The 17901-nt window shown below is 69.2% G+C and carries 14 protein-coding genes and 2 tRNA genes; 5 read left to right on the forward strand and 11 right to left on the reverse strand.

Annotated elements, in window-relative coordinates; all coding sequences use genetic code 11:
- Positions 1-45 precede the first annotated feature (45 nt).
- From LDO11_RS05805 to LDO11_RS05825, 5 genes are all read left to right on the forward strand, one after another.
- A complete protein-coding gene (locus tag LDO11_RS05805) occupies positions 46-1350 on the forward strand; it encodes a dicarboxylate/amino acid:cation symporter (RefSeq protein ID WP_232140713.1) in 1305 nt (434 codons plus the stop codon).
- A 52-nt stretch (positions 1351-1402) separates the two neighbouring features.
- Positions 1403-1765, forward strand: coding sequence for an arsenate reductase (glutaredoxin) (arsC, locus tag LDO11_RS05810; RefSeq protein ID WP_232140714.1), 363 nt, complete (start codon positions 1403-1405; stop codon positions 1763-1765).
- Positions 1766-1897: 132 nt separating this feature from the next.
- Positions 1898-3598, forward strand: a complete 1701-nt coding sequence (locus tag LDO11_RS05815; protein WP_232140715.1) for a SulP family inorganic anion transporter — start codon at positions 1898-1900, stop codon at positions 3596-3598.
- A 10-nt stretch (positions 3599-3608) separates the two neighbouring features.
- On the forward strand, positions 3609-4418 hold the full coding sequence (thiD, locus tag LDO11_RS05820) for a bifunctional hydroxymethylpyrimidine kinase/phosphomethylpyrimidine kinase (RefSeq protein ID WP_232140716.1): 810 nt from the start codon (positions 3609-3611) through the stop codon (positions 4416-4418).
- Positions 4415-5284: an alpha/beta hydrolase family protein gene (locus LDO11_RS05825; RefSeq protein ID WP_232140717.1), complete on the forward strand. Its 870-nt coding sequence runs from the start codon at positions 4415-4417 to the stop codon at positions 5282-5284. Before thiD ends, LDO11_RS05825 begins: the two co-directional genes overlap by 4 nt.
- A gap of 224 nt (positions 5285-5508) precedes the next feature.
- On the opposite strand, the gene LDO11_RS05830 is transcribed toward LDO11_RS05825, so the two are convergent.
- The 11 genes from LDO11_RS05830 to LDO11_RS05880 form a co-directional block, all read right to left on the reverse strand.
- Entirely contained in the window at positions 5509-6366 is an 858-nt protein-coding gene (locus LDO11_RS05830; protein WP_232140718.1) for an EcsC family protein, read from the reverse strand.
- 117 nt (positions 6367-6483) lie between these two features.
- A tRNA-Arg gene (locus LDO11_RS05835) sits at positions 6484-6560 on the reverse strand.
- Positions 6561-6747: 187 nt separating this feature from the next.
- Positions 6748-6840: transfer RNA gene (locus LDO11_RS05840), tRNA-Ser, on the reverse strand.
- Between the two features lie 73 nt (positions 6841-6913).
- The gene (csrA, locus tag LDO11_RS05845) at positions 6914-7117 is read right to left on the reverse strand and encodes a carbon storage regulator CsrA (protein WP_100322859.1); all 204 of its coding nucleotides are present in this window, start codon (positions 7115-7117) and stop codon (positions 6914-6916) included.
- A gap of 148 nt (positions 7118-7265) precedes the next feature.
- Positions 7266-9899: an alanine--tRNA ligase gene (gene alaS, locus LDO11_RS05850; RefSeq protein WP_232140719.1), complete on the reverse strand. Its 2634-nt coding sequence runs from the start codon at positions 9897-9899 to the stop codon at positions 7266-7268.
- A gap of 321 nt (positions 9900-10220) precedes the next feature.
- Positions 10221-10736: a regulatory protein RecX gene (locus LDO11_RS05855; RefSeq protein ID WP_232140720.1), complete on the reverse strand. Its 516-nt coding sequence runs from the start codon at positions 10734-10736 to the stop codon at positions 10221-10223.
- A 180-nt stretch (positions 10737-10916) separates the two neighbouring features.
- Positions 10917-11954, reverse strand: coding sequence for a recombinase RecA (recA, locus tag LDO11_RS05860; protein WP_129135480.1), 1038 nt, complete (start codon positions 11952-11954; stop codon positions 10917-10919).
- A gap of 216 nt (positions 11955-12170) precedes the next feature.
- Positions 12171-12833, reverse strand: coding sequence for a transcriptional repressor LexA (gene lexA / locus LDO11_RS05865; protein ID WP_232140721.1), 663 nt, complete (start codon positions 12831-12833; stop codon positions 12171-12173).
- 32 nt (positions 12834-12865) lie between these two features.
- The gene (locus LDO11_RS05870; RefSeq protein WP_232140722.1) at positions 12866-14548 is read right to left on the reverse strand and encodes an ABC1 kinase family protein; all 1683 of its coding nucleotides are present in this window, start codon (positions 14546-14548) and stop codon (positions 12866-12868) included.
- Between the two features lie 28 nt (positions 14549-14576).
- Positions 14577-15068, reverse strand: coding sequence for a CinA family protein (locus LDO11_RS05875; RefSeq protein ID WP_129135477.1), 492 nt, complete (start codon positions 15066-15068; stop codon positions 14577-14579).
- A gap of 142 nt (positions 15069-15210) precedes the next feature.
- Positions 15211-17799 (reverse strand): TonB-dependent receptor, encoded by a 2589-nt coding sequence (locus LDO11_RS05880; RefSeq protein ID WP_232140723.1) that lies wholly within the window; start codon positions 17797-17799, stop codon positions 15211-15213.
- Positions 17800-17901 lie beyond the last annotated feature (102 nt).

Here is a 17901-nt window from a genome sequence, read left to right on the forward strand (position 1 = left end):
GTTGCGCATTCCCCAGCCGCCCCCGCCTCCGGGATTTCCCGACGCATGACCACGCACGACACGCCGCCCCGCCGTCGGTTCCGCCTGTCGGCCCCGGCACGGGTACTGATCGGCCTGCTGGCGGGTGCCGCCGTCGGCCTCGGCCTGGCGGCACGCGATCCGGCAACCGCCGTACAGGTGGCCGATGCGGTGCAGCCGATCGGCCGGCTGTGGCTCAACGCCCTGCAGATGACCGTGGTGCCGCTGGTGGTGGCGCTGGTGGTGGTCGGCATCAACTCCGCAAGCGATGCCGCAGCCTCCGGGCGCACCGCGCGCATGGCGATGATCGTGTTCGCGGTCCTGCTGGTGGCATCCGGCAGCTTCGCGGCGGTCGCCGCGCCCACGCTGCTGTCGCTGATGCCGCGCGCCGACACCATGGCGGAAACCTTCCGCGCCGCGATCGCGGGCCCGGCCACGCTGTCCACGCCGCCGCCGCTGGGCGAGTGGCTGTCGGCGGTGATCCCCAACAATGCGCTGGCAGCCGCTGCGGCAAGCGCGATGCTGCCGCTGGTGGTGTTCGCGATGTTCTTCGGCTTCGCGCTGACCCGGCTCGAGGCCGACCGCCGTGCGCGCATGCTGGAGCTGGTGCGCACCGTGGGCGACGCCATGATCGTCATCGTGCACTGGGTGTTGTGGGCGGCGCCGGTCGGCGTGTTCGCACTCGTGCTTGCGGTGTGCGCACGCGTGGGCCTGAGCGTACTTGGCGCGCTGGGCACCTATATCGCCGTGCAGTGCCTGCTCTACATCAGCGTGACCATCGCGCTGTACGCGGTGGCGGTGCTGGTGGCCGGCGAGAAGCTGCGACGGTTCGCGAGCGCGCTGGTGCCGGTGCAGGCGATCGCCGCCAGCACCCAGTCCTCGTTGGCCTCACTGCCGGTAATGATCGATTCCGCACGCCAGCGCCTGGGCTATCCGCTTGCGGTCACGTCGCTGGTGCTGCCGATGGCGGTATCGCTGTTCCGCATCACCAGCCCGGTGCAGTACATCGGCGTGGCCTGTTTCATCGCCTGGATGTACGGCGTCGACCTCACCGCGACACAACTGGCGACTGCGGTGGGCTTGAGCCTGGTGATCAGCATGGGCGCGGTGGGCCTGCCCGGCCAGGTGAGTTTCATGACCAACAACATGCCGGTCACCCAGGCGATGGGCCTGCCGGTGGAACCGCTGGGCGTGCTGCTGGCGGTCGATACGATCCCGGACGTGTTCTCCACCGTCGGCAACACCACCGCGCAGGTCACCGCCACCGCCATCGTGGCGCGGCGCAGCGGTGCAATGCCCGCCCCAGGCGACGACCCCGCGATCGCCCCTTGAAGATCTCCGCGTGCGCCCGGGTACCTTGGCCCACATCATCCTGGAGGCCGCGATGAGCGAGTATGTGCTCTACCACAACCCGCGCTGTTCGAAATCACGCGCGGCGCTCGATCTGCTGCAGACGCGCGGTATCGCACCGCGCGTGGTGCATTACCTCGACACACCCCCGGACGCCGCCACGCTGCGTGCCGTGGTCACTGCACTGGGAATCCCCGCACGCGCCCTGCTGCGCGCCGGCGAGGAGGAATACGCCGCGCTCGGCCTGGGCGACCCGGCCCTGGATGACGCGCGCGCCGTCGCTGCGATGGTCGCGTACCCGAAGCTGATCGAGCGGCCGATCCTTGTCCACCGCGACCGGGCGGTAATCGGGCGACCGCCGGAACGGGTGCTGGAGCTGGTCCAACCGCAGGGCTGAGTGCCGGCGGCTACGGGTCATGGCTGCCGGGCCGGTGCTTGACTGCATCCCCGCCAGCACCGATACCAGCGTGATGACCAGTTCCCCCGAACGCGCCATGCGCGCGGCGCCCTGTCCATCGCGGAGCCGTCGATGAGCGCCCCGCGGCCCCCGGCGTGGCGGCGCGAGTTCGAGCCCAAGCTGTGGACCGTGCTGCGCGGAGGCTACGGCTGGGGCGACCTGCGTGCCGATGCGGTGGCTGGCCTCACCGTCGCCATCGTCGCGCTGCCACTGGCGATGGCGCTGGCGATCGCCTCGGGCACGACGCCGGACAAGGGCCTGCACACGGCGATCGTTGCCGGCTTCCTGATCTCGGCGCTCGGCGGTTCGCGGGTGCAGATCGGCGGGCCGACCGCGGCGTTCATCCCGGTGGTGTTCGTGGTGATCGAGCGCTTCGGCTATGGCGGGCTGATCCTGTGCACGCTGCTGGCCGGCCTGATGCTGATCGCCGCGGGGCTGCTGCGGCTGGGCGCGCTGATGCGCTACATGCCGCAGCCGGTGATCACCGGCTTCACCGCCGGCATCGCAGTGAGCATCTTCTCAAGCCAGGTCAAGGATGCACTGGGCCTGCGGATGGGCGAAGTGCCGGCCGGCTTCGTCGAACGCTGGACCGCCTACGCGCAGCACCTTGCGACCACGCAGCCGGCGGCAGTGGCGCTGACGGCGATCGGCCTTGCAGTGATCATCGCGCTGCGGCGCTGGCGGCCGCGCTGGCCAGGGTTCCTGTTCGCGCTGCTCACCTGCACGATGGTCGCGCTCGCGTTGGCCCTGCCGGCGGAAACCGTGGGTACGCGCTTCGGTGCCCTGCCCTCGTCGCTGCCGGACTTCGCGATCCCGCATATCCCGCTCGAGCGCACCTTCGAATTGCTGCCGAGCGCGTTCACCATCGCCTTCCTGGCCGGCGTGGAATCGCTGCTGTCGGCCGTGGTCGCCGATGGCATGACCGGCGGCCGCCACCGTTCGAACGGCGAGCTGGTCGCGCAGGGCGTGGCCAATGTCGGCTCGGCGCTGTTCGGCGGGCTGCCGGCGACCGGTGCGCTTGCACGCACGGCCACCAATATCCGCGCCGGCGCACGCTCGCCAGTGTCGGGGATCCTGCATGCAGGGTTCCTGCTGGTGTTCATGCTGGCGCTGTCGCCGCTGATGTCGTACGTGCCGCTGGCGGCGCTCGCCGCCGTGCTCCTGGTGGTGGCCTGGAACATGAGCGAGGTGCAGCAGTTCCCCCACACCCTGTCGGCGCCATGGGGCGATCGCGTGGTCCTGCTGCTCACTTTCGCGGTGACCGTGCTGGTCGACCTCACCTTGGCGATCCAGGCCGGCGTGGTGGCGGCCGCCTTCGTCTTCATGCACCGCATGGCGCAATCGGTGGACGTCGGGCCCGGCGCCCCGGAGGACGAGGACGAGGGACAGCGCACGCTGTTGCCGCCGGGCGTGGAAGCGTTCCGCATCAACGGTCCGCTGTTCTTCGGGGCCAGCAACCGCGTCGACACCCTGCTCGACCGCCTGCCCGACACCCCGCGGGTGTTCATCCTGCGCATGCGGCTGGTGCCGATCATCGATGCCAGTGGCGTGCATGCGCTGGAGAACCTTGCCGCACGCTGCCGTCGGCAGGACATCGCGCTGGTGATTTCCGGCCTGCAGCCCCAGCCGCGACGGATCCTGGCCGACATGGGCTTCGAGCGGAGTGCCGGCGATGTCCGCTTCGCCGACGACTACGCCGAGGCGATCGCGGTTGCACGTGCCCTGCTGGCATCGGCGCGCGCGGCCGGGCCGGTGACGGACGCCGGATCGTAGAATGCGCCCCATGCAGACCCCATCGATCGTTTCCGCACTCACCATCGCCGGTTCCGATTCCGGCGGCGGCGCCGGCATCCAGGCCGACCTCAAGACCTTTGCCGCGCACGGCGTGCATGGCCTGTCGGCGATCGCGGCGCTGACCGCCCAGCACACCCGCGCGGTGACCGCGGTGCACGCGCCGCCACCGGAGTTCCTGCGCGCGCAGATCGATGCCTGCTTCGACGACTTCGACATCGGCGCGGTCAAGCTGGGCATGCTCGCCCACCCGGGCCTCATCCATGCCGTCGCCGATGCGCTGGATGCACATGCACCGGCACACATCGTGCTCGATCCGGTGATGGTGGCGACCTCCGGCGCACGTCTCCTCGAATCCGACGCGCTGGACGCACTGCGCACCCGGCTGATTCCCCTCTCGACCCTGGTCACCCCCAACCTGCCCGAAGCCGAGTTGCTTCTGGGACATGCCATCGCATCGCGCGAGGCCATGCATGCGGCCGCAGCCGAACTGCTGGCGCTCGGCGCGCGCGCGGTGCTGCTCAAGGGTGGCCATATCGAGGACGCCGCGGACGACGTCATCGACCTGTACGCCGATGCCAACGGCGTGCGCGTGCTGCGCCATCCGCGCCTGGCCGAGAGTGCCCACGGCACCGGTTGCACGCTGGCATCGGCGGTCGCCGCGCGGCTGAGCACTGGCATGGCAATGGCCGAATCGGCCGAAGCGGCCACCGACTACGTGCATCGTGCGCTGCGCGGGGGCTACCGGCCCGGCCGTGGCGACGTGCGCGTGCTCGACCATTTCGGCGCCGGCCTGGCATGACCCCAGCGGCGTTCGAGGTGCACGCGCTCGCGGTCCACGCCGAAGATGGCCATCGCAGCGAACTGCTGGCCTGCGTGCCCGATTCGCCGCGCGCGAGCCTGCTGTGGCTGCCGGCGCTCGGGGTGGCGGCGCGCCACTACCTGCCGTTTGCCGAAGCGCTGGCCGCGCGCGGTGTCGCGGTGTTCCTGCACGAATGGCGCGGCCATGGCAGCAGCAGCGTGCGCGCGACCCGCGGCTGCGACTGGAACTACCGCACCCTGCTGTGCACCGACCTGCCGGCCGCCGAAGCCGTGGTCGACGCCGCGCTCCCGGGGCGGCCGCGCATCGTCGGCGGCCACAGTCTGGGCGGGCAGCTGGCGTGCTGCCGTCTGGCGATCGCGCCAATGCCGGCATCCCGCCTGTGGCTGGTGGCCAGCGGCGCACCCTGGTGGCGCGCCTTTCCGGCGCCGCGACGGTACGTGTTGCCGCTGGTCTACCGTTTCCTGCCATGGCTTGCGGCGCGCCGTGGCGCACTGCCGGGTCGCGCCATCGGCTTCGGTGGCAACGAGGCGCGCGGCCTCATCGCCGACTGGGCACGCACCGGGCTGAGCGGACGCTACGCGGCCGCCGGGCTCGAAACCGATCTGGAAGCCCGACTTCGCGACGTGGACGTGGACGCCACCGCGGTGGTGATGGCGCAGGACTGGCTGGGCCCCGAGCCGTCGCTGCGCTTCCTGCTCGACAAGCTCGGCAGCGGCCACCGCGCGCAGGTCACGACCCTCGACGCCGAAATGCTTGGCACCCGTGCGGACCATTTCGCCTGGATGCGCACGCCCGCAGCGGTGGCGGCGGTGCTGGCCGGCCCATTCGGGCATTTCGACGACTGACGCCACGTGTGAGCTGCCGGCCGCGAACGACACGCCCGTACGCGGCGCCGCGCCGGATGCTCGACAGCAAGCACGCGATGGCAAGGCCCGGTGGCCTCGGATCAAGCGGCAGCCGGGGCCGGACGACTCGCGCACGCAAGACGGGTCGTCCCGACCCTGGCGTCCATGACTGCATCGACGCTGCGCACCCGCCCGGTACGCATCGCAGGCACCTGCTGCCGCTGCTATGGCGTGGACGCAACCGTGCGGTGTCCGCGGCCATCGGCCCCCGCCAGCTGCCCGTAGGCCTGGCGCACCATCTCCGGCCCGTACTTGCGCTCCAGGCGGCGCACGCTGAAATGCCCGTGTGCCGCGCGCTGGAAGTGGCGCATGAACAGTGTATTGAGAGTCGCCCCGGTGGCCGCGCCGATCACCGGCACGCTCTGCGCCGCCAGCTTGTGGCTGATCCGGACCGAGAATCCCGACGCCACCGTACTCATCAGCTGCACCAGTGCCGGTGCGCCGCTGCTGACCAGCCCGTGCGCCGCCACGTACTCGGTCGCCGCCACCACCTGCTGCGCGAGCACCGCACGCGCGGCGAAGTAACCCGACTCCGCGCCATCATCGGCGGAACTGCTCCCGCCCATCGTCAGCACTTCATAGCAGGCGAGCATCGTCTCCGGATCGTCGAGCCGTTCGCCCTCGCTGCGTGCGATCTCCGCCACCGAGCGCAGGATCAGCGTGGTGGTGAGCGGCAACTCCGCCACCAGGCCGACCAGCCCGAACGCACCTCCGGCCGCACCGGTGGCAGCCACCGCGGCCGTATGCAGGCGCTCGTGGGTGGGGCGCACCTGTCCACCATTGCCCAGGGTGGCGGTGGCCACGCGCAACGACTGCCGCAACGCAAGGCGCACGGCGGTGTTGATGGCACGGCTGGCACCGCGCGGAAGCCTGTACGCCAGCAGATATTCCACCGGCGCACCCACCAGGTTGGCCAGCTGCGCGGCGATACCGGGGCTTTCGAGCAGTGCGCGTGCCCCGGCCAGGGTGGCGAGGTCCTGTGGCGACATCGCGCCGGATGGTGCGGGTACGAGAGCGTGCATGCGTCGACGATAGCGCGCGCACCCCATGCCTGCGTGAGCGGAGGATGTCCGCCGCAGCCATCGGCCAGCATGCAGGCACAAAAAAAGAAGCCACCCGTGAGGGTGGCTTCTTCGATATGGCGCGCCCGGAAGGATTCGAACCTCCGACCCCCAAGTTCGTAGCCTGGTGCTCTATCCAGCTGAGCTACGGGCGCGTGAGGCGCGGAATTATGACCGCCGTGTCCGATGTCGTCAATGCATTCATCGCATCGATTTCATCGTCATGACGCTCGTTCCACGCTGCGGAAAAACAGCCCGGATGAGCGGTTTTTCCAGCCGACCCGATGCACGGATGCACAGGATCGGGCGGAACACATTTCCCTTGCACGAGTGCTGTGGAAATGGCGGAGAGTGAGGGATTCGAACCCTCGATGGAGCTTTTGACCCCATACTCCCTTAGCAGGGGAGCCCCTTCGGCCTCTCGGGCAACTCTCCGTTCACCGGGCCGGCACGTTGGCCGTGCGACCCGGGCGGTGAAGGATACCGGTTCGGCCCGGACGCGGCAAACTCAATTTTCGTCCGTGTCGCCTTCCATGCCCTCGGCGCCTTCGCCACGGCGGATGCGCTGGTAGATCTCTTCGCGATGCACGGCGACGTCCTTCGGTGCAGTGATGCCGATGCGCACCTGGTTCCCCTTCACACCGAGCACGGTCACGGTGACGGAGTCGCCGATCATCAGGGTTTCGCCGACACGCCGGGTCAGAATCAACATGAGTACTTCTCCATGGACTGGCAGGCTTTCCTGCCAGCGGCGATCCGGGCGATCCAGCCCGACCTCGCACTTGCAATTTGGTTACGACAATCCGACATGATACCGGCCGCTGGCTGAAGGATAAGTAGGTCGGAAGTCACGCCTGCGCTTATTGCAGGCGCGACGACACCCACGCCGCCACGCCCGCGAGCGCCGTTGCAAGACCCGGGCCATCGTCGCCGCCGCCTTGGGCGAGATCCGGACGGCCGCCGCCCTTGCCACCGGCCTGGCTGGCCACGTGCGCGAGCAGTTCGCCCGCCTTGATGCGGCCGGCCGCGGCGCCGCTCACGCCTGCCACCAGCGCGGCCTTGCCGCCACTGGCACCGGCAAGCACCACCACGGCATCGCCGAGCTGCTGCTTGAGGCGGTCCATCGCATCGCGCAGCGCGCGCGCATCGAGGCCTTCGATGCGTGCAGCGAGGACGCTGATGCCGCCCACGTCGACCGCGGCACCGGCAAGGTCGGCGGTCGCGCCGCTGGCGGCTTTCGCCTTCAGCGATTCGAGCTCGCGTTCGAGCTTCTTCTGCCGGTCGAGCACGCTCTTCAGCTTGTCGGCCACCTCGGCGGTGGTGGTGCCGAGCAGGCCTGCCACCTGTTGCAGCTGCCGCTGTTCGGCCGCCACGTGCTCGAGCGCGGCCTGGCCGGTGAGTGCCTCGACGCGACGCACGCCGGCCGACACGCCACCTTCGGACACCAGCTTGAACAGGCCGATCTCGCCGGTGCGCGCCACGTGCGTGCCGCCGCAGAGTTCGACGGATTCGCCCATCGTCACCACCCGCACGCGTTCGCCGTACTTCTCGCCGAACAGCGCGATCGCGCCGGCGTCCAGCGCTTCCTGCATGTCCATCTCGCGGATGGTCACCGCGTGGTCGCCACGCACCTGGGCGTTGACCTCGCGCTCGATCGCGATCAGCTGGTCCGCAGTGAGCGCTTCGAAATGCGAGAAATCGAAGCGCAGGCGATCGGGCGCCACCAGCGAACCCTTCTGCGCGACATGCGTCCCCAGCTGGTCGCGCAGCGCACCATGCAGCAGGTGGGTCGCGCTGTGGTTGAGGATGATCGTGCCGCGACGTGCCGCATCCACCCGACCGCCCAGGCGCTGGCCGCGTTCAAGCGCACCGCTTGCAAGACGGCCGATATGGCCATGGAACTGCCCCGCGAACTTGCGCGTGTCGGTGACCTCGAAGCGCAGCCCGCCCTCGCCTTCCAGCGCCCCGGTATCACCCACCTGGCCGCCGGACTCGGCATAGAACGGCGTGCGGTCGAGGATCACCACCGCGTCCTCGCCTGCTTCGATGCGCTCGACCGGGCGGCCGTCGCGCAGCAGCGCAACGACTTCCAGGCCTTCGGCCTCGAGCTGCTGGTAGCCGAGGAAGGTCGTCGGCAGGATCTGCGCGACGAGGTCGGCGGGCAGCCCTGTCCCGGAACCGAACTTGCCGGCGGCGCGTGCGGTCTCGCGCTGCTTCTCCATCGCCGCGTCGAAGCCTGCGGTGTCGACCTGCAGGCCGCGCTCGCGGGCGATGTCGGCGGTGAGGTCGAGCGGGAAGCCGTAGGTGTCGTACAGGCGGAATGCATCCTCGCCCGGAATGGTGCCGCTGCTGCGCGCGGCGACGTCGTCGAAGATGCGCATGCCGGCATCGAGGGTCTCGGCGAAGCGTTCCTCCTCGGCACGCAGGCTGCGCTCGACCAGGTTGCGCTGCGCGCGCAGCTCCGGATAGGCGTCGCCCATCAGCCCGTCGAGCGTGGCCACCATCGCCGAGAAGAACGGCTGGCGCACGCCGAGCATCCAGCCATGGCGCAACGCGCGGCGGATGATCCGCCGCAGCACGTAGCCACGGCCTTCGTTGGATGGCAGCACGCCGTCGACGATCAGGAAACTGCAGGCGCGGATGTGGTCGGCGATGACGCGCAGCGACTTGTTGGAGAGGTCAGCGGTGCCGGTGAGTTCGGATGCCTTGCGGATCAGCGCATCGAAGACATCGATCTCGTAGTTGCTGTGCACGCCCTGCAGGATCGCCGCCAGGCGTTCCAGGCCCATGCCGGTGTCCACGCACGGCGCCGGCAGCGGCAGCAGGGTGCCGTCGGGCTGACGGTCGAACTGCATGAACACCAGGTTCCAGATCTCGATGAAACGGTCGCCGTCCTCGTCGGGCGAACCCGGCGGCCCACCGGCGATATGCGCGCCGTGGTCGTAGAAGATCTCCGTGCACGGGCCGCAGGGGCCGGTGTCGGCCATCTGCCAGAAGTTGTCGGACGCGAACGGCGCACCCTTGTTGTCGCCGATGCGGATGATGCGGTCCTCGGGCAGGCCGATCACGTCGCGCCAGATGGCGTAGGCCTCGTCGTCGGTGTGGTAGACCGTCGCCAGCAGGCGTTCCGGTGCGAGCTTCCAGACTTCGGTCAGCAGTTCCCACGCCCACGCGATCGCGTCCTTCTTGAAGTAGTCGCCGAACGACCAGTTGCCCAGCATCTCGAAGAAGGTGTGGTGGCGCGCGGTGTAGCCGACCTGGTCGAGGTCGTTGTGCTTGCCGCCGGCGCGCAGGCAGCGCTGCACGTCTGCCGCGCGCACGTAGCTGCGCTTCTCGGCACCCAGGAACACGTCCTTGAACTGGACCATGCCGGAGTTGGTGAACAGCAGGGTCGGGTCGTTGCCCGGCACCAGCGGGGCGGAGGGCACGATGGTGTGGCCCTTGCCCAGGAAGAATTCGAGGAAGTCGGAACGGATATCGGCTGTGGTCTTCATGCGTGCGGGCTGCGGCGTGGACGGGCACCCATCCGGCGCCAGCCACAACGCATGCGGCCACGACGAGGAACAGACAACCCGGGGCCGGGAAGGTTAACAGGGCGACAGGCACCGATGCAGGCGTGCGCATGCCCGCGCCTGCCGGCAGCGGGCCACAGGTCAGTTCCGGTACACGACCTGGCTCCGGTCTGCCCGTGCCTGGGTCAACGCAATCCCTGTCGAACGCCCGGCGCACCCGGATGTGTGGAGCAAGGAAATCGCGCAACGGCAGCCCCGCTGCCATGACCCGTTCGCGCGACACCAGGAGCAGGCCGACGCTCATTAATCCTCGAGCTCGAACGCGCTGGCGCGGCGCACGGTGTCCATGTCGAAACCGCGGCGGACCAGGAAATCGGCCGCCTTGCGACGCCGCTTCCACATGGCCTCGGTGTCCTCGTCGGCGGCGACCGGGAACCGGCGCCGGACCTGGTCGCAGGCCTGTTCCAGCCAGCCGTCATCGCCGGCCTCGGCCAGCGCGCGGAAGGCATCGTCGATCACCTCGGCACCCAGGCCGTGGCTTTCGAGTTCGACGCGGATGCGCAGCGGCCCGTATCCGGAGACCGCCCGCGAACGCGCCAGCAACGCGGCAAAACGTCCGTCGTCCTGCCAGCCCGCCTCGGCCATCCGGTCCACCGCCGCCCTGGCGTCATCGCGCTCGACCCCGCGGGCCGTGAGCTTGCGCTCCAGCTCACGACGCGAGTGCTCGCGACGTACCAGCAATGCCAGTGCACGCTGCGCCGGTGTCTGCTCCCTGCGCGGGCGGGACTTCTTCCGTGCCGATGCATCGTCCGTTGACACTGCATCGGGGCCCTGCGCCGGCAGCACCGGGTCCGCGGACCCGGCGTCTTCAGCAGGCGTCGCCGGCGGGCGGCGTGGCCGCCCCATGGTCAACGCTTCGTCCGCCGGCGCTTCGGCGCGGCGGCATCGGCGTCAGCGACAACCGCGCCCATCGTCGTGCGTGCGGAATCGTCAGCGTCGTCAGTCGTCCTCCGCGGCGTCTTCGGCTTCCTTGCGCGGAATCTCCGCCGGCACGAACTGTGCACGCAGCGCGGTTTCCAGACGCACCGCGACCGTGGGGTTCTCCTTCAGGTACTGGCGCGCGTTCTCCTTGCCCTGGCCAATGCGCTCGCCGTCGTAGCTGTACCAGGCACCGGCCTTGTCGACGATCTTGGCATCCACGCCCATGTCGATCAGCTCGCCCTCGCGGCTGATGCCCTCGCCGTACAGGATCTCGGTGATGACCTGCTTGAAGGGCGGCGCCATCTTGTTCTTGACGACCTTGATCTTGGTCTGGTTGCCGATGATCTCGTCGCCCTTCTTGATCGCGCCGATGCGGCGGATGTCCAGGCGCACGGAGGCGTAGAACTTCAGCGCATTGCCGCCGGTGGTGGTCTCCGGGCTCTGGCCCGGCATCATGATCCCGATCTTGTGTCGCAGCTGGTTGATGAACACCACCAGGGTGTTGGAGCGCTTGATGTTGCCGGTGAGCTTGCGCAGCGCCTGGCTCATCAGGCGCGCCTGCAGGCCGGGGAGCTGGTCGCCCATCTCGCCCTCGATCTCCGCCTTGGGGGTCAGTGCGGCGACCGAGTCGACCACCACGATGTCCACCGCGGCCGAGCGCACCAGCATGTCGGCGATCTCCAGCGCCTGCTCACCGGTGTCGGGCTGGCTGAGCAGCAGGTCGTCGACGTTCACGCCGAGCTTGGCGGCGTAGATCGGGTCGAGCGCATGCTCGGCGTCGATGAAGGCCGCGGTACCGCCGTTCTTCTGGCACTCGGCGATCGCCTGCAGCGTCAGCGTGGTCTTGCCCGAGGATTCCGGGCCGTAGATCTCGACCACGCGGCCCTTGGGCAGGCCGCCGATGCCCAGCGCGATGTCGAGCATCAGCGAACCGGTGCCGATGACCTCCGCGGCCTCGACCACCCGGTCCCCCATACGCATCACCGAGCCCTTGCCGAACTGCTTTTCGATCTGGCCCAGCGCGGCGGCGAGCGCGCGCTTCTTGTTCTCGTCCATCGTGGTCTCCGGAAAGTGGGAAATCTGTTGAAGAGGAACTGTTGAAGAGGATCTGTCGGGACGCAGCCTAGGTGGCGGCGGTCGCACAGGCTGCGACCACGTCCGCCTGCCCTGCATCGTCGGCTGCTGGCCCGGGCACCGCGATCGGCCGGCGGCGACCGCGACTGTCAGGAAACGCCCCGTGAATCGAGCGGAAAAGGTGCAACTCGCTTCGCATCAGCGGTTGGGCCGGACCAGGCCGCAGTACAGGCCCTCGATCGCGAAGTCCTGCCCGGGCTGCACTTCGATCGGCGCGAAATCGGGATTGCGCGGCAGCAGGCGGATGCGGTCCTTGCCGATGCGCAGCAGCTTGACGGTGATCTCGTCATCGATGCGCGCCACCACAATCTCGCCGGAGCGCGCCTGCGGCGTGCGGTGCACGCCAATGAGGTCGCCATCGAAGATGCCCTCGTCGCGCATCGAGTCGCCTTTCACCTTCAACAGGTAGTCGGGCGCCGGCGAGAACAGCACGCGGTCGAGGACCACGTGATCCTCGGCCGCGGCAAGCACGTCGGGTGCACCTGCGCCGATCGGCAGGCCGGCCGCCACCTGCCCGAGCACCGGCAACCGCAGCGCCTGGGATGCGAGGTCACCGGCGAGGTCGAGGCTGTCCTGGCGCGGCGCCGGCGCCTGCACCAGCAGGCGGATCCCACGGGCTCGGCCGCGCACGCGCTCGATCGCGCCGGCGGCTTCCAGTGCTTCGAGGTGGTACTGCGCCGCGCGCACGCTGCTGAAACCCAGCGCGCGGGCGATCTCGGTCTGCGAGGGCGGCATGCCTTCGGCCTCGATGCGCTCGGCGATGAGCGCGAGAACGGCGTGCTGGGTGGCGGTGAGTTTCATGGTTAGTAGTATTACTACTAACCCGGCCACGGTCAACGATGACGACCGCTGCGCCAGATCGACAGCACGATCCAGATGCCGGTGATGGCGGCACCAATGAAGCCGAGCACGCCGATCGCCATCAGCCAGCGGTTGGGCACCCCGCCGACGCTGTTCATGACGATCGACGAGCCGATGATCAGCGCAGCGGTGATCACGCCGATGGTCAGCCGGTTCGCCGCGGCATTGAGCTGGTCGCCGAAGGCCTTGAGCGAGGTGATCTCGATCTGCCCGCGCAGCCGACCGTGCCGCGCGGCCTGCATCACCCGCCGCAGGTCGCGTGGCAGGTCGCCGAGCAGATCCAGCGCGCCGGACACCGTGCGTCGCCCGCGCCGGGCCAGGATCCGCGGCGACCAGCGTTCCAGCATCGCCCGGCGCAGGAACGGCCGCGCCTCGGTGGCCATGTCGAAGTCCGGGTCCAGCTGCCGGCCCAGCCCTTCCAGGGTCAGGAAGGCCTTGATCATCAGCGCGAGGTCGGGCGGCAGGGTCAGTGCGTGCCGGCGCAGCAGGCCGGCGACGTCGGCCAGCATCGAGGCGATCCGCAGTTCCTTCAGCGGCAGGCCGCGGTACTGGTCGATCAGGGTGCCGACCTCGACCTGCAGCCGGCCCTCGTCCACGCCGCTGGTACCTTCGGTCCAGTCCAGCAGGATGTCGGTGACCGCCTCGGTGTCCTGGTCGACCAGACCGTACAGCAGCTGCGCCACCTGCATGCGCCGGCGCTCCGAGACATGACCGACCATGCCGAAATCGATCAGGCCGATGCCGCCGTTCTCGAGATAGAAGATATTGCCGGGGTGCGGATCGGCGTGGAACAGGCCGTCCTCGAGCACCATCTTCAGCACGATCGCCGCGCCGGCACGCGCAAGCGCGTGGCGGTCGAGGCCCAGCGCATCGACGCCGGCGAGATCGCGCCCGGCCACCCCGTCCATGAAGCCCTGCACGTTGAGCCGCTCCGACGTCCAGTGCCAGTACACGATCGGGATCTCGATCCCGTCGTACCCGGCGAAGTTGGCGGCGATGCGCTCGGCGTGGCGGCATTCCGCGGCGAAGTCGAGCTCGCCACGCAGCGAGGTGGCGAACTGCGCGACCACGTCGCCCGGGCGGTAACGGCGCAGGTCGGGCGCCTGGGCCTCGATGATGTCGGCCAGCCTCGCCAGCAGGCGCAGGTCGGCTTCCACCACCTCGCGGATGCCCGGCCGCCGCACCTTGAGCACGACCGGCGTGCCGTCCTCGAGCCAGGCGCGATGGGTCTGCGCCAGCGAGGCGGCGGCCAGCGGGCGCGTGTCGATGCGCGCGAAGATGTCCTCCGGCTCGGCACCGAGGTCGGCGACCAGCTGCGGGCGGATGGTCTCGAACGGCAGCGCCGGCACCGCGTTCTGCAGTTCCGACAGTTCGCGGATCCACTCCGGCGGCAGCAGGTCGACGCGGGTGGCCAGCACCTGGCCGAGCTTGACGAACGTCGGGCCGAGATCCTGGAATGCGTGGCGCAGCCGTTCGGGCGGCGACATCCGTGGCTTCTCGTTGGCGTGTTGCCGGTGCAGCAGGCGCCCGGCGCGTTCGAGTGCGCCAGCCAGGCCGATGCGCTGGACGACATCACCGAACCCGTAGCGCACCAGCACCACGGCGATCTCCTGCAGACGCCCGAGATCGCGCACCGTGCCGAGGGTCTCCCACATCAGCGGCGACCTCCGGCAGCGACGGGCATCACAGCGCTTCCAGCCCGTGCAGTGCGGCGGCCACGGTCTGCCGCCGCACGGCTTCGCGATCGCCATCGAAGTGGAACAATTCCGCGCGCGGGTAGCCGCCACGCCGCTTCCAGGCGATCCATACCGTGCCGACCGGCTTGTCGGCAGTGCTGCCGCCCGGGCCTGCAATGCCGGTCACCGCGACAGCGAGGGTGGCGCCGGAATGCACCAGCCCGCCGGCGACCATTTCCAGCACGGTCTCGCGGCTCACCGCACCGTGGTCTTCCAGCGTCTGAGGGCGCACGCCAAGGAGCGCCTGCTTGGCCTCGTAGCTGTAGACCGCCATCCCGCAGTCGAACCAGGCCGACGAGCCGGCGATATCCGTCACCACCTTGGCGATCCAGCCACCGGTGCAGCTCTCGGCGGTCACCAGGGTGTCGTGCGTGGACGTCAGACGCTCGCCGGTGGCGGCAGCCAGCGCCTGCAGCTCGGCATCGGAGGGAACGGGCATCGCGGATCCGGGTTCGGCGGGGAGGCCTGTTGTAAACCATCCGCCGGGCGAAGTCTTTCCGCGGCCGGTGCGTAGCCGATGCCGGGCCCTGGAAACAGGAAGGCCCGCCATCGGGCGGGCCTTCCACGGCGGTGCGGATGGATCAGTAGCGCATGCGCAGGGTCATGCCGTAGGTGCGCGGCGCGCCCAGGAAGGCGTTCCACGAACCGGCCTGGATCGGCGCATCGATGCCGACCTGCGTATAGGTCTCGTCGGTGAGGTTCTGGCCCCAGAATTCCAGCATCCAGCGCTGGTCCTGGCGACCGAAGCCGACGCGCGCGTTGACCAGCGCATAGCCGTCCTGCAACTTTTGCGGGTCAAGGTCGGAGCCGGTGTTGTATTCCGACATGTACTTGGCACCGACGTTGAAGCGGCCCAGCAGGTTGGAGCCGATGTCCCATTCGTAGGTCACCGAGGCGTTGCCCGACCACTTCGGCGCGAAGCTCATCTGGTTGCCCGGCAGCTCCACCAGTTCCGGATCCGGCAGCAGGTCGTTGCCGTACTTGGTGTCTGCATAGGTCACGCCACCCTGCACCATCAGCCCCTCGATGGTGGGCTGCCACAGCACCTCGGCCTCGATACCGGTCGAGGTCACCTTCGGGATCGAGCGCACCACGAACGCGGTGCCGAGGAAGCTGTTGAGCTGGAAGTCCTCGTACTCCTGGTGGAACAGTGCGGTGTTGAACACCAGGTTGCCGTCGGCCCAGGCGGTCTTCAGGCCCAGCTCGTAGCTGTCGACGAACTCGCCCGGGAACGAGGTGTCGTCGACCGGGGTGATGCCGCCGACACCCGACGACAGCCCGTTGGAGGACTGCACGCGGTCAAGATTGAAACCACCGGACTTGTAGCCGCGTGCGGCGGATACATAGCCCATCACGTCGTCGGAGAAGTCATAGGCGACCTTCACCGTGCCCGACCATTCCTTCTCGGTGCGCTCCTGCCAGGTGCTGCGGCCGTTGTGCTGCACGTTGGCCCAGGGCAGGCACATGAAGCCCGCCACCTGCGGTGCGACCACCGGAACCAGCTGGCCCAGCAGCTGTTGCTGCAACCCCGGCGGCAGGCTGGCGAATCCGTTGATGCGTTGCGCGAGCGCCCCGCCCACGCGAGCGGCCGGATTGGACAGCGCCGCACCGCAGGCCAGGCTGCCGTTGGGGTTGGAGAAGTCGGACTGCAGCGTCTTCTTCTCGCGGGTGTAACGCAGGCCCAGGGTGACGTCGAGCTCGTCGTTGATGTGGATGGTGTTGTTGGTGAACAGCGCCGCGCTCTTCGCGTTCTGTTCGTAGCGGTCGAGCACACCGACACCGGTGTAGTTGGTGCCGAACGGGCGGCCGCTCACCTGCGAGAGGAAGGTCGCGGGGTTGGCGGTGTTCACCGTCAGCCCCAGCGGCGCCAGCTGCTGCGCCAGCCCGCCCAGCACCTGTGTGCCGACGAGGGTCGACAGGTAGGGCTCGTACGCGGCTCCCATGTAGTAGGAATCGTTGCGGGCCAGGTCCTCGTCGGAATAGAACAGGCCTACCATCCAGTCGACGCGGTCGCTGGAGCCGGTCAGCCGCAGTTCCTGGCTGAAATTCTCTAACGCCGCCAGCGAGACATCCTCCTGCGGCGGGCGGTACATGATGTCGGCGCCGCTGTAGTCGAAGTCGATGCTGGTGATCGCATCCCAGTTGCGCAATGCGGTGATCGAGGTCAGCACCGCCTCGTTGGCCCAGGGCGAGGTCCAGTTGACCTCCATCGACACGCCCTTGTCCTTGATGTCCTGCTCGGTGGTGCGGTTGGCGTAGGACAGGCGACGGTCGATGTCCGGCACCGGGATGATCCCCTGCCCGCCCGGCGTCAGCGCATCGATGATCGCCGCGGTCGGGCCGCGGTGGGTGGTGACGGTGACGCAGCAGTTCTCCTCGCGACTGGTGTAGTCGGCGATGAAGTTGATGTTGAGCGCCTCGCTGGGCTCCAGCAGCAGCTGGCCGCGCAGTGAGTGGTAGTTCTGGTCGCCGTCGTCGGTCTCGCGGCGCGGGCCGCCGGCGGTGTTGACGTCGTCCACGCCATCGCGCGCGCGCTTGGTGGCGTAGATGCGGAAGGCGGCATTGTCGTTGAGCGCGTCGTTGTAGGACCCGGACACGCCCACCAGCCCGTAGTTGCCGACGGTGACCTCACCCTCCACGGCCTGGGTGTAGCTCGGGCGGCGGGTGATCACGTTGATCACGCCGGCCGAGGTGTTCTTGCCGAACACCGTGCCCTGCGGGCCCTTCAACACCTCGATGCGCTCCATCTCGCCGAGGTCACCGAAGCCGACGCTGTTGCGTGCGCGGTAGACGCCGTCGATCACCACGCCCACCGACGACTCGAGGCCCGGGTTGTCGCCGACGGTGCCGATGCCGCGGATACGCGCGGTGGTCTGCGCGGCGGACTGCGTGCTGGTCACGGTGAGGCCGGGTACCAGCACCTGCATGTCCTTGATGTCGCGAACACCGGTGTCCTGCAGCAGCTGCTCGGGCAGCACGTTGACCACGATCGGCACGTCCTGCAGCGCTTCCTCGCGCTTCTGCGCGGTCACGGTGATGGTCGAAAGGGTGGTGGGGGTTTCGGCGGGCGGCGCGTCCTGCGCCAGCGCGGTGCCGCTGAACGTGAGCGAGACGAGTACGGCGAACACGGCGGTGCTGAGCGGATGGCGTTGCAGGTCGCAAGAGCGCATCGGGGGTCCCCCTGTAGTGATGGTCGACTGGGCCAAGCGCCACGCGCCGCGGGGCGACGATCGTGGCAAGCCGGGTCGGTGGGGGACGAGCCGGGCTACGCC

This window comes from Alterluteimonas muca (assembly GCF_021191595.1).
GTDB classification, from domain to species: domain Bacteria; phylum Pseudomonadota; class Gammaproteobacteria; order Xanthomonadales; family Xanthomonadaceae; genus Luteimonas; species Luteimonas muca.